The 12,490-nt window shown below is 63.6% G+C and carries 12 protein-coding genes; 1 reads left to right on the top strand and 11 read right to left on the bottom strand.

The window, feature by feature from the left end; all coding sequences use genetic code 11:
- Positions 1-598 precede the first annotated feature (598 nt).
- The 11 genes from ABHM97_RS02965 to ftsH all read right to left on the bottom strand — a co-directional run bounded on the left by ABHM97_RS02965 (position 599) and on the right by ftsH (position 11,118).
- Positions 599-2,101, bottom strand: a complete 1,503-nt coding sequence (locus ABHM97_RS02965) for a DHA2 family efflux MFS transporter permease subunit (RefSeq protein WP_349469528.1) — start codon at positions 2,099-2,101, stop codon at positions 599-601.
- A 106-nt stretch (positions 2,102-2,207) separates the two neighbouring features.
- On the bottom strand, positions 2,208-3,110 hold the full coding sequence (gene panC, locus ABHM97_RS02960) for a pantoate--beta-alanine ligase (RefSeq protein WP_349469526.1): 903 nt from the start codon (positions 3,108-3,110) through the stop codon (positions 2,208-2,210).
- A 5-nt stretch (positions 3,111-3,115) separates the two neighbouring features.
- Entirely contained in the window at positions 3,116-4,024 is a 909-nt protein-coding gene (locus ABHM97_RS02955; protein ID WP_349469525.1) for a Rossmann-like and DUF2520 domain-containing protein, read from the bottom strand.
- Positions 4,017-5,555 carry a PH domain-containing protein gene (locus tag ABHM97_RS02950; RefSeq protein ID WP_349469524.1) on the bottom strand — a complete coding sequence of 513 codons (1,539 nt, stop codon included), beginning with the start codon at positions 5,553-5,555 and terminating at the stop codon, positions 4,017-4,019. The genes ABHM97_RS02955 and ABHM97_RS02950 overlap by 8 nt, the downstream gene beginning before the upstream one ends.
- 14 nt (positions 5,556-5,569) lie before the next feature.
- Positions 5,570-6,082: a PH domain-containing protein gene (locus ABHM97_RS02945; RefSeq protein WP_235517961.1), complete on the bottom strand. Its 513-nt coding sequence runs from the start codon at positions 6,080-6,082 to the stop codon at positions 5,570-5,572.
- Positions 6,063-6,581, bottom strand: a complete 519-nt coding sequence (locus ABHM97_RS02940) for a DUF3180 domain-containing protein (protein ID WP_349469523.1) — start codon at positions 6,579-6,581, stop codon at positions 6,063-6,065. Before ABHM97_RS02940 ends, ABHM97_RS02945 begins: the two co-directional genes overlap by 20 nt.
- Before the next feature lie 2 nt (positions 6,582-6,583).
- Positions 6,584-7,123: a 2-amino-4-hydroxy-6-hydroxymethyldihydropteridine diphosphokinase gene (gene folK, locus ABHM97_RS02935; protein WP_235517963.1), complete on the bottom strand. Its 540-nt coding sequence runs from the start codon at positions 7,121-7,123 to the stop codon at positions 6,584-6,586.
- Positions 7,120-7,479, bottom strand: coding sequence for a dihydroneopterin aldolase (gene folB, locus ABHM97_RS02930; protein WP_235517964.1), 360 nt, complete (start codon positions 7,477-7,479; stop codon positions 7,120-7,122). The genes folK and folB overlap by 4 nt, the downstream gene beginning before the upstream one ends.
- Before the next feature lie 12 nt (positions 7,480-7,491).
- Positions 7,492-8,397, bottom strand: a complete 906-nt coding sequence (folP, locus tag ABHM97_RS02925; protein ID WP_235517966.1) for a dihydropteroate synthase — start codon at positions 8,395-8,397, stop codon at positions 7,492-7,494.
- 5 nt (positions 8,398-8,402) lie between these two features.
- Positions 8,403-9,038, bottom strand: coding sequence for a GTP cyclohydrolase I FolE (gene folE, locus ABHM97_RS02920; RefSeq protein ID WP_349469522.1), 636 nt, complete (start codon positions 9,036-9,038; stop codon positions 8,403-8,405).
- A gap of 10 nt (positions 9,039-9,048) precedes the next feature.
- A complete protein-coding gene (gene ftsH, locus ABHM97_RS02915) occupies positions 9,049-11,118 on the bottom strand; it encodes an ATP-dependent zinc metalloprotease FtsH (protein WP_235517968.1) in 2,070 nt (689 codons plus the stop codon).
- A 392-nt stretch (positions 11,119-11,510) separates the two neighbouring features.
- Between ftsH and ABHM97_RS02910 the strand changes: the two genes are divergently transcribed.
- Positions 11,511-12,488, top strand: a complete 978-nt coding sequence (locus ABHM97_RS02910; RefSeq protein WP_349469521.1) for a type IV toxin-antitoxin system AbiEi family antitoxin domain-containing protein — start codon at positions 11,511-11,513, stop codon at positions 12,486-12,488.
- Positions 12,489-12,490 lie beyond the last annotated feature (2 nt).

Here is a 12,490-nt window from a genome sequence, read left to right as displayed (position 1 = left end):
AAGCAGTACCACCAGCCTTGACTGGATCGCTCCGGAGCAACTTTTCAAACTTACCCGAAGCGGCCGCACAAAGCAAACCGGAACCAGGCCTCCCACACCGCAACAGAAGCGCATGAAAGCACTACCGAAACCGGTAATTTGAAGGGAGTTTGTCACCATCATTTCCGCATCAGCGGCGGCGACTCAGATAACTTTACACGCGCCCCGCCCCCTAACCAAATCCACCCCAACAGCACCCAAAAACCCCGCAAACAACCGGAAAACAACCCCATCAACACCCCCAAACCCGCCGAAATCCCCGCAAGACCTCCCCGTGAAGCCCGTCACACCACCCAACCACCGCAACAACATGCGAAAACACCAACCCCAACCACCGCCGTCGAACACCCCACCAAACCACCGGAACGTGAGAGAGCGTCCGGTCCGTGCTCACCGAAGAATTGGCCCCACACCAAGCACCGCCCGGAAACCAGAAACGCTCCCCCACCGAAGTGAGAGAGCGTTTGCTGGAATGGGGCGGAACGTGAGAGAGCGTCGACCCCAAACGGGCGGAACGTGAGAGAGCGTCGACCCCAAACAGGCGGGGCGTGAGAGAGCGTTAGTGGCCCCCGTGGCCGCCGGCGCCTTCGGTCTTGCGCATCATGGCACCCAGGACTACTGCGGCCAGGGCTATGACGGTCGCAGCCAGGAAAGCTGCGTGCATGCCGGCCACCAGGCCGGACGATGCGGCCACCACGGAGTAGATGGAGACCAGCAACGCTGTTCCTGCCGCGCCGGAAACCTGTTGCGCGGTGCTGATGATCGCCGAACCGTGCGAGTAGAGGTGCGGCGGCAACGGGTTCAGGCCTGTGGTGAACGCCGGCGTGAACAGCATGGCAAGGCCAAGGCTCAGGGTGACGTGCAGGGCAATAACCCAGCCAAGCGGGCTGCCTTCGTCCAAGCGGGAGAACTGCCACAGGGTCAGGACCATGAGCACCGAACCGGAGACGGTGAGCGGCAGGGGACCTACCTTGTCGAAAATCCGTCCGATGACCGGCCCCAGCAAGCCCATGGCCAAACCACCCGGCAGCAGTGCCAGGCCGGTCTCCAGCGGCTGCAGGTGCAGGGTGTTCTGCAAGTACAGCGGCAACAGGATCACGCCACCGAAAAGCGCCATCATGGCGACGACCATCAACAGCGTCGACACGGTGAACATGCGGAACTTGAAGGCGCGGAGGTCCAGCAGCGGCGAGTCCGACTTCTGGAGCTTGAGCTGCCGGAAGACGAACAGCGCCAAGCAGAGGAGGCCAACTACCAAGGCGATGACAGGTACAACTCCGGCGTCTGCACCACCGATCTGGCTCAGGCCGTACACGAGCCCACCGAAGGCAGGCACGGTGAGTATCACGGAGAAGACGTCCAAGGTGGTCTGACCACGCTCGCCCACGTTGGTGAGGTACTTGGCACCGATCGCGAAGGCAGCCAAAGCGACCGGCAGCACGAACACGAACATGAAGCGCCACGAGAAGTTATCCAGGATGATGCCGGAGACAGTGGGCCCCATGGCCGGAGCCACCGAAATGGCAATGCTGACGTTGCCCATGACGGCGCCTCGCTTGGCCATGGGGACCAACGTCAGGATGGTGGTCATCAGCAGCGGCAGCATGATGGCCGTCCCACCTGCCTGGACGATCCGCGCCAGCAGGAGCACAAGGAATCCCGGCGCCAATGCTGCCAGCAAGGTGCCTCCGCTGAACAGGCCCATGGCGAGCATGAACGCTCCGCGGGTGCTCATACGCTGCAGGATGAAACCGGTGGTCGGAATGACAACGGCCATGGTCAGCATGAAGCCAGTGGCCAGCCACTGCACGGTGGAGGCGCTCACCTGGAGATCCGTCATAAGCCGCTGGAGGGCGACGTTCATAATGGTCTCGTTGAGGATCACGACGAACGTGGCCACCAACAAGGTCACAATGACGGTCACCGACTCACGGGACATCTTTCCGGATGCTGGGGCCTGGGCTCCAGGGGCCTGGGGGCGCGAAGCCTCCGTGGTGGCACCGCCGGTGGGCGCGCCGGATTCGGGCTTGCCGTTGGCGTCGGACGAGACGTCGGTAGACATGAGGATTCCCCAAGGTTTGGTTTTTGGTGGCCGGCGATCTATGCCGGCGAAGACAAGAACAGTCTAAGCGCCCACCGAATTCCCGTCAGTAGGAAATTTCCAAACGCTAGGAAAACAATGGTGCGTTATCGATAAGCCGCACCGGACCTACCTTGGCTGCGATGATCGCCAACCCCTCGCCCCGGAACGGGGTCTCTTTGCAGTTTTCCGCCAGCGGTTCCAGCGTGGAAGGGTCAACGACGTCGAAATAGTCCAGTTCCACGAGTGGCTGGGATGCAACAAGTTCGACGGCGGAGTCCAGGTCCAGCGGTTCGTGGGCGTTCGCCCGGGACTCAATGAGGCGCAGTGCCCGCGAAAGCACCAGTGCAGCGTCGCGCTCTTCATCCGACAGGAAACGGTTCCGGCTCGACAATGCCAGGCCGTCCTCACTGCGGACGATGGGCACCGGGACGATCTCCACAGGGAAGTTCAGGTCCGAAACCATGCGCTTCACCAAGGCCAACTGCTGCGCGTCCTTCTGGCCAAAGTAAGCCCGGTAGGCCGCCGTCGTGCCGTCCGCTGAAGCACCTCCGGGGAGCCCGTAGTGCAGCAGTTTGGCCACCACAGTGAGGGCGCCGTCGAAGTGGCCGGGGCGTGAGGCGCCTTCCCACTTGTCGCCGAGTGGGCCTGATGTAACGCGAACCAGTGGCTCGCCGCCCGGGTACACCTCGTCCACGGACGGCGCGAAGACCAAGTCAACGCCTTCCGCATCCAGCAGTGCCATGTCGGCCTCGAGCGTGCGCGGGTAGCGGTCGAGGTCGACGGCGTCACCGAACTGCAGCGGGTTCACGAAGATCGTGGCAACCACGACGTCGTTCTCGGCGACGGCGGTCCGGGCAAGCGCGGCGTGGCCGGCGTGCAGGGCGCCCATGGTAGGTACCAGACCCTGCGAATTCCCGTTTTTGGCAACCAGGATCCTGGCGCTTTCGGCACGAAGCTGGGCCGCGGTGGTTACGAGTTTGATGGCCATGCTGTTCAGTTTCCTTCCAACGCCCCGGGCTCCTCGCCCAAAGCCTTGCTGATGTCGTTCAGTTGTTCCGGGCGCAGCAATCCGCGGTTCACTGCCCGGCGCGCGGTAGCCTGCGCCATGGCCTGGTAGGCGGCAAGGACATCGCCGCCTGCGCCGCCGTCGTATTCCTTAAGTGCTTGGGCGTGCGCGGAAACGGTGCCTACATCCCCACGGGCCACCGGACCCGTCAACGCGGATTCGCCGGAGGCAAGGGCGTTCTCAAGCGTCGCCCGCAGCAGCGGGCCCAGCATGGACTCCGGGGCCTCGACGCCGATCTCCCGCAGCATTTGCGACGCCTGCGCCACCAACGTCACCATGTGGTTGGAGCTGTGCGCGAGGGATGCGTGATAGAGCGTCCGGTCAGCTTCGGCGATGACCACCGGCTCGGCACCCATCTCCACAACCAGCGCCTGGGCGATGGGCAGCATCGGGGCGTCGGCGGTCACGCCGAACGTGCAATCCATGAGGCGGGTCAGGTCCAGGCTCATGCCCGTGAAGGTCATGGCGGGGTGGAGGGCCAGCGGAATCGCGCCGGCCGCGCGGACCGGGTTCAGGATTCCGACGCCGAACCGGCCCGAGGTGTGAGCCACCAGTTGGCCGGGCTGCCAGGCGCCAAGCTTGGCCAGTCCCCCAACCAGCTCACCGAGGGCATCGTCCGGGACGGCAAGCAGCACCAGCTCCGAGCGCTCCACGATGTCCTGGATTTCCAGGATCGGGACACCCGGAAGCAGGTTGTCGGCCCGTTCGCGGCTCGCCTCGGACACCGCGGAAACCCCGACGACGGCGTGCTCGGCCGCGCGCAAGGCCGCACCCAGCACGGCGCCCACTTTCCCGGCGCCAATGATCCCGACTCCGAGTCGTCCTGGCCTAGCCATCCTGGCGGTCCTCCTGTTGTTGTAGTGACGGGGAACTTTGTGGTTGCGACTTCACAGCAGCTGCGACTTCGGGGGCCTGCGGGGCTACCTGCGCCAGCCATTGTTCGCTGGTTTGCCGTTTCCGTGCTTCCCGGGCCCGCGCCGCCTGGTGGTCAAACAAGGCGACGGCCTGCTCTACCCCGGCTTGGAAAACCCTGGGCGATACGGGTCCGGCAGTGGTGTGGAGCACCAGGTCGGCCACCCGGAAGCGTCGGGCCAAGGGGCCTTGATGCAGCGCCATCGACTGTGTCCGCTGATGCGGAACAACCACCAGTGTGCGCCACCACCGGCCGGAGCGGATCAACAGGGCAGTCCTGGTGGCGAAGAAACCGTTGCGCCGCCAACCAAGTGGCGCTAGCAAACGTGCCCGCCGCGGGGTTACCACGAAGCCGTCATCGCTTGGGACAGCCGACCGTGCGCCCTGGGCAAGCCCCGTCAAACCAGCCGTGAACACCTTCCCGGGATCGTCCACGCCGGGATCAGGCAGCACCAACGACATCATCCGCATGACGTCAGCCTTCAGCCCAACAGGCAACAACATGGTCCGCCCAGCACCTTCTGTGCCCGCGGCTCCGTAGCCGGCCACGTTGACGTGCATCCGGTACCAGCCGAAAATCCTCCAGATTGGCGGCTGTGCAACCATCAGGGCCTGGATGCGCCCGGGCGGCAGCGTCTGTGCCTGGGTGTCCAGCAGTCCATACCGAAGCCGAATACCGTCCGGCGAGATCGCAGCAGTGAAGTTGTAGCCCTTGTTGAACGAACTCCAATACGCGGCCCCGATACCCAGGACGGCAGGGATCAGTGCCAGAAAAATCGCCTGGTTGTCCATGAGGACGGAAACGCCCACCACCGCTGCCGCACCAAGCAGGATACCCACGGTCTGCTCACTCAAAAGCAGCGAACCGATGAGCCGCCCTGGGGGTACCGACAGCACCACATGCTCGGGTGCTTCCGGCATTTCCTCCCCGGCGGCCTCCGGGCCACTGACCACGCCCGCAGCCCGCGCGAGGATGGTTGCGCGCAGCTGCTTGGCCTGGTCAACCGGAAGGTACGCCAGCCGCACAGCCGACTCCCCGGCGTCGGCGACCTCGAACTTAAGTTCGGCGAGGCCGAAGATCCTCGCCAGGAGCGGCTGGACGATGTCGATGGCCTGGACACGGTCCAGGCGGGCCTGTCGTTGCTGTTTGAAAAGGAAACCGGTGTTCACCCGGACATAGCCCTCAGCCACTTGGAAGCGCGTGAAGTACCAGCTGAGGATAAAACCGCCAACGGTCAGCAGCAAGAGTACAGCTCCGCCGGCAAGCAGCCACGGGGCCCGGCTGTTGAGGGTGGGATCCACGAATTCCCGGCCCTGCAGGACGCGCTCGAAAGCGTCGCGGCCAAAGAAGTATCCGACGGCGGCCAGCGCTACCCAGCCGCGGACGAACGGCGACGCCGGGTGGACCCGCCGCCAATCGCCGTCGACGGTTTCATCCCGAAGGCTTGCAGCCACGCTTCCCTCCGGGCTCACAGCCCGGCCAGCCGGGCTTCTCCGCGGGCCGACAACTGCTCGCGGAGGCGCGCACCTTCCTCTGCGGGAAGTCCGGGCAGGTGGGCATGGGTACCCGCAGAGGCGGTGTGGAGCTTCAAGGTGCACAACCCCAGGCTGCGCTCGACAGGGCCAACGGCGACATCAACGTATTGCATGCGGCCATACGGGACCACCATGGTGCGCTGGAAGAATATGCCGCGCCGAATGAGGAGGTCGTCATCGCGTTCCGCGTAACCGATGGCACGGACCTGGCGCGGGATCAGGACCAGGCGCCACAATGCCAGGCCCAGCATCACCGCCGGAACCGTAATGGCAAGCCACAGCGGCGGCCAGCGCCACCACCCAAGAAGCACGAAAAGGAGAGGCAAACTGAGGATCACCAACAACACCAGGTTGCCAATGGCCCACTCCACCAAGCGAACCGTGACGTACTTCGGGGAGACCCTGAGCCACTGGACGCCCGGCGGATCAATCGCCGCGGTAGGCATATTCGCCCTCGCCTTTGGTCTCGCCCCTGCGCGTGTCAGGGCCGGGCGTACCGCCCTCGAAATCTTCAGGGGGTATCCGGCAGAACCGCTCAACCACGATCCCCACCACCACCATCGCCACTCCGCCGCCACCCATCAGCAACGCGTTCCAGAGGATGCCCTCGCCACTTCGGAGGCTGACCCTGAGGAGGTCGATTGCGATGCCGGCGTGCCATCCCAGGAGAAGAGTCCCGGCATACGCGCAAGCCTGGGCCAGGATCAACGTCCTCGCAGCCAGGATCGGGTTCAGCATGTTCTTTTTCTTGCCGTTCCGCCAGCGCAGCACCCGGATACCCATGACCAGGGTGAGCCCGGCGATGACGCCCATGGTGATCAGGGCAGATTCAGGAAGGACCGGCGTAGCCATGCTGAAACGGTTCGTGGCAACCGTAGCCAACCAGGCAATGACGGCAGCCACCACGGCGATCAGCAGCAGGACCACGGGACGCATTGCTTTCATGGCTACTCCAACGCACCCGTGGCGGGCACGCCGGCAACGTCACCAAAGCCGTCAAAACGACGGATATCCGGCATATCGGAGGCGACGGCGGCCAGTTCAGCTACGCTGCGCCCCTCCAGTTGTGCGTGCGGTTCCAACAGCGACCACGGGTACAGCACGAACGCCCGCTCGGCTGCCCGCGGATGCGGGATGGTCAGGATGGGATCTTCGCTGACAAGGTCACCGAAGACAATAATGTCCACGTCCAGGGTCCTGGGACCCCAGCGGACCTCGCGGACACGGTGATGCTTCTGTTCCACATCGTGGCAATGCTTAAGGAGTTCCAACGGCGTAAGGGTCGTTTCGACCGCCATGACCATGTTCAGGAAATCGGGTTGGCCCTCCGGCCCACCAACAGCCTTGGTCTGGACTACCGGAGACACACCCAACAACCTGACCTCGGGAGGATCCACAAGATCGGCCACTGCGGTGGAGAGGGTATCGTTCCGCTCGCCAAGGTTACTGCCCAGAGCCAGGATGGCCTTGGTGTAGACAGGTGTCATGACCGCTCCCTGTGGACGCTGACAGTGACATCTCCAAAAGGCACCTCGATGGGCGCCTTGGGCTTGTGGACTGTGACATCAACGGCGGCCACACTGTAGTTCGCGAGGATGCCCTCGGCGATCCTGACAGCCAGGGCCTCGATCAGGTTCAGCGGCTCACCCTCGATGTGCTTGGTGATCAGCTCGGCCACTTCGCCATAATGCGCTGTGTACTGCAGGTCATCGGTCTGGGCAGCCTTGGTGAAGTCCGTGTGCAGCACTGCGTCCACCACGAACGGCTGGCCGTCACGGCGTTCGAAATCGAACACCCCGTGATAACCGACGGCGGTGACGCCGGTCAGCGTGATCCTGTCCACAGCATTGTCCAATCAGCGGGCGATACGGGCGGCGACCTTGACGGCGTCAAGGCTGGGACCGACGTCGTGGACGCGGACAGCCCAGGCGCCCTTGGCGGCGCTCAAAGCGGTGATGGCCGCCGTCGCGGCGTCGCGTTCAAGAGGTGCAGCCGACTTGCCCGAAACAGTCAGGAGCGAACCGAGGAACCGTTTGCGGGAAGCAGCCACCATAACCTTGTGGCCCAGGCTGAAAAGCTGGTCAAGGTTCTTGAGGATCTCCCAGTTCTGGTCCTCGTTCTTGGAGAAGCCGACACCCGGATCGATGATTATCTGCTCCGGGGCAACGCCCGCTGCGTACAACTTGTCGCGGACACCGCTGAGCTCCGCCACGACATCGTCAACGACGTTGTCATAGTCCGTGAGACTGTCCATGGTCAGCGCATCCCCGCGGCGGTGCGTGAGGATGTAGGGAACCTTGGTGCGGGCCACGAGTTCAGGCATGTCGGGTTCGATGGTCAGGCCGGACACATCGTTGATGATCGCCGCGCCGGCCTCCACGGCAGCCGCGGCGGTGGAAGTGTGCATCGTGTCGATGCTGACCAACGCGCCCGCTTTGACGAGCGCCTGGATCACCGGGATAACCCGGCGCTGTTCTTCTTCAGGGGAAACGGGCTCTGCGCCGGAGCGCGTGGATTCTCCACCGACGTCGATGATGTCGGCGCCCGCGTAGAACATACGCAAACCGAGGGCGATGGCCGTATCCGGCGTCCGGTGGGCGCCGCCGTCGCTGAAGGAATCCGGTGTGACGTTGAGGATTCCCATGACAAGCGTGCGGTCCTTTGGCAGGTCCTCGAACCTGGCCGCGGGCCGCGGCTTACGGAGAACCGGCAACGGGCTTGTGGCCGGGCCGGTTCCGGGTGCTGCAGCGAGGGAGTCCATAATGCTTACCTTCCGAGTATGAGGCTCATGGCCTCGGCGCGGGTGGCCGGGTCATGGAGCTGACCGCGCACCGCGCTGGTGACGGTCTTCGCGCCGGGCTTGCGGATGCCGCGCATGGACATGCACATGTGCTCGCATTCGACGACGACAATCGCCCCGCGCGGGTTCAGGTGCGTGACAAGGGCCTCAACGATCTGAGTGGTGAGCCGCTCCTGCACCTGGGGACGCCGGGCATAGATATCCACCAACCGCGCCAACTTGCTAAGCCCAGTGACCTTGCCGTCATGTGACGGAATATAACCGACATGCGCGACGCCGTGGAAAGGCACCAGATGGTGTTCACACGTCGAGTAGAAGGGAATGTCCTTCACCAGGACAAGCTCTTCATGGTCGAGGTCGAAGGTGGTGGACAGGACCTCCTCCGGGTGCTGGTGGAGGCCCGCGAAAACCTCGGCGTAGGCCTTGGCCACCCGCTTTGGCGTGTCCTGCAGGCCGCCACGCTCGGGATCTTCCCCAATGGCAAGGAGAATCTCCCGGACCGCCGCTTCAATGCGCGGGCGATCCACTTTTTGGCCGTGCTTGGAGCCCGCGGCAGAACCGTGGGCGGCGGCGAGGTCGTCGTCGTCGTCGAAATGAGTCACAGCAGAAAGCTTAGCCGTGATGCGGGTGGTCGGGGCCGCCGTTGGGATTCGGGGCCTCGAAGGACTCCTGGCTGCTGACGCCCTGGGCATGCGGGGCCACGACGTCCAGGGGCTCGTCCAGGCGGGCCTTCTTGGCTTCCTCCTGGGCCTCGCGCTCAGCCTTCTCGGCACGGCTTTCGACCGGCGGGATCGACTGGACCGGGCGGGATTCCTTGGAAAGCCAGATCTCGCGGAAATCGCGTTTCCGGATGTCGTGGAAGATCTCCGCGATCTCAGCCTGGTTCAGGGTTTCCCGTTCCAGCAGTTCCAGCGCCAGGCGATCCAGGACATCGCGGTTCTCCGTGAGGATGGCGTAGGCCTCGTCGTGTGCCTGATCAATGAGCCGGCGCACTTCCTCATCCACAACGTAAGCGATCTGGTCCGAGAAGTTCCGTTCCTGGGCGGCGTCGCGGCCGAGGAACGGCTCACCGCCACCCTGGCCGAGCTTGACGGCTCCGACACGCTCGCTCATGCCGTATTGCGTGACCATCTTGCGGGCCGTGGAGGTGGCCTTCTCGATGTCGTTGGAAGCACCAGTGGAGGGATCGTGGAACACGATTTCCTCCGCCACACGACCGCCCATGGCGTACGCCATCTGGTCCAACAGTTCGTTGCGGGTCACCGAGTACTTGTCGTCCTCGGGGATCACCATGGTGTAACCCAGGGCGCGGCCACGGGGAAGGATGGTGATCTTGGTGACCGGGGCCGAGTTGCGCAGTGCCGCAGCAACCAGCGCGTGGCCGCCCTCGTGGTACGCGGTGATCTTGCGCTCAAGTTCCTTCATGACGCGGCTTCGCTTCTGCGGGCCGGCCATGACGCGGTCGATTGCCTCGTCCAAGGCGCGGTCGTCAATCAGGTTGGCGTTTGAACGCGCAGTCAGCAGTGCAGCCTCGTTGAGCACGTTGGCCAGGTCAGCACCGGTGTAGCCGGGGGTCTTCTTGGCAACAGCCCGGAGATCGATGCCCTGCGCCATCGGCTTTCCCTTGGCGTGCACATTGAGGATCTGTTCGCGGCCGATCATGTCCGGGGCTTCCACGGTGATCTGGCGGTCGAAACGGCCCGGGCGCAACAAGGCGGGGTCCAGGACGTCCGGACGGTTGGTGGCGGCGATCAGGATGACGTTGGTCTTGACGTCGAAGCCGTCCATCTCCACGAGGAGCTGGTTAAGCGTCTGCTCGCGCTCGTCATTACCGCCGCCGATACCGGCGCCACGGTGACGGCCCACGGCATCGATTTCATCGACGAAGATGATGGCCGGAGAGCTTGCCTTGGCCTGCTCGAAAAGGTCGCGGACACGGGAAGCACCAACACCGACGAACATTTCCACGAAGTCTGAGCCGGAAATGGAGAAGAAGGGAACACCGGCTTCGCCGGCAACAGCACGGGCCAGCAGGGTCTTACCTGTACCTGGAGGGCCGTAGAGCAGCACACCCTTGGGGATCTTGGCGCCAACTGCCTGGAACTTAGCGGGTTCCTGGAGGAATTCCTTGATTTCCTGGAGTTCCTCGACGGCCTCGTCTGCACCAGCAACGTCGGCGAAAGTCACCTGCGGCATGTCCTTGTTGACCAGTTTGGCCTTGGACTTACCGAACTGCATGACCTTGGAACCGCCACCCTGCATGCGCGAAAGCAGGAACCAGAACAGGACGCCCAGCAGCAGCACCGGGATGAGAAGCGAGAACAGCCCGGAGAACCAGTTGTTCTCGACCGGCTGGTCCGTGAAGCCCTTGTCCGGGTTGGCGTTGGTAACAGCCTTCACCACATCAGGACCGCGATCCGTGACATAGAAGAACTGGACATTCTTGCCCTTGTCCTGGCCATCCAGGTTCAGGTTGTCCTTGAGTACCAGGTCAACGCGATTCTCGGCGTCGAAAATCTTGGCCTGCTCAACCTTCCCGCTCTGGGAAAGGAGCTCGAGGCCTTCCTTGGTGTCAATGCGCGTTGAACCGCCCGGAGCCAGTGTCGCGAATGCCACCAGGAGCAAGCCAACAACGACAACAATCCAGATGCCCGGGCCCTTGAAGAAACTCTTAGCTTTCATCTGATCGGGGTTTTGCCCCGTCCCTCCTGGTAGTGCTGCAAGGCGCAACTTCTGCGCGCGAGTGGTGCTGCTTCAGTTTCAAGCTATACACCGTTCCCAGTAATTCACGCACTGGAAAGTCCAAAAGTTCCCTCTGGGCGTACACAGGATACTCGTGTCCAAGGCGGCGCGACAGGCTTTTTGGCTACCGCAGCACGGGGGCGGCCTGCGGGGCGCACCCTTTTGCGCCTCCCGCCCCCGTAACACCTGGGGCGCTGGGCGGAACGGGACGCGTCGTGAGCCACACTCGGGTGCGCAAGGCGCGAAGGGGTGCGTCGCCAAGCACCCGTCGTTATCCACATACGCGTTGTCGCCGCTCGTGGGTCCGTGGCTGCAATGAAAGCGTTGGGCTCATGGCAGCCTACGAGTTGATTCTCTCTTCAGATGTGGCGCGGATCGGACAGGACCCCCGGCTCCTCGCCAAGCGCTGCAAACGCGGCGAGGTGGTCCGCGTTCGCAGGGGCGCTTACGTTCCCGCTGCTTACTGGGCCGGCCTGAACAACCGCCAGCGCCACGGACTTCAAGCGGCAGCACTGGTCAATACAACATTGATGCCGCCCACCTTCAACCTGCAAACGGCCGCACTCCTCTGGGGGCTGGGCTTGGTGGGGACACCAAGCCGACTGTGCACCGTCACGCCGGACCCGAGGGGAGGACGATCGAAGCACGGCATCCAAAGAACCCTCGGATCCTTGGATGATGGGGTGACGCAGTTGGGTGGCTTTCGCGTCACGGATAAGGTCCGGACAACCGTTGAACTGGCGTCGAGATTGAACTTCGCTGAAGCCTTGGCGGTGGTGGACACCAGCCGACGGATACACACGACGGGGGACTCCGTGGACGCCGGCGACTGGGATAAGGACAAAGCATGGGGTCCAGCGTCAAGCGCAGAAGACTTGCGGGCCGCTGCTTCCGGGCTTGCTCACCGGACGGGACAACGACGTGTGGCCGGAGTTCTCGAACTATCAACAGACAAGTCCGAATCCGTGGGCGAATCCATCAGCCGGGCGCAGATGACTCTGCTCAACTTCCCCGAACCCAAACTCCAGGGCTCGTTCACGTTGAGGAACGGACGAACCGCGCGAACCGACTTTTGGTGGCCGGAACTCGACCTCGTGGGTGAGTTCGACGGTCAGGGAAAATACCTGCGCAGCAAGTTGCGGGGCCAACAAACCATTCAGCAAGCAGTGATGGCCGAAAAGGCCCGTGAGAACGCGCTGCGGGCCCTCGGCCTGACCGTCATTCGCTGGGACTGGACGGAAATGATGAATCCTCGAACCTTCGCCCGGATCTTGAATGATGGTGGGCTGAGATCCCGGCGGGCGGCGTAAGT

Source organism: Paenarthrobacter sp. CAP02 (assembly GCF_040137855.1).
GTDB lineage: Bacteria > Actinomycetota > Actinomycetes > Actinomycetales > Micrococcaceae > Arthrobacter.
The sequence above is the reverse complement of the archived record's forward strand: the minus strand, read 5'-3'. Positions and strand labels throughout refer to the sequence as shown.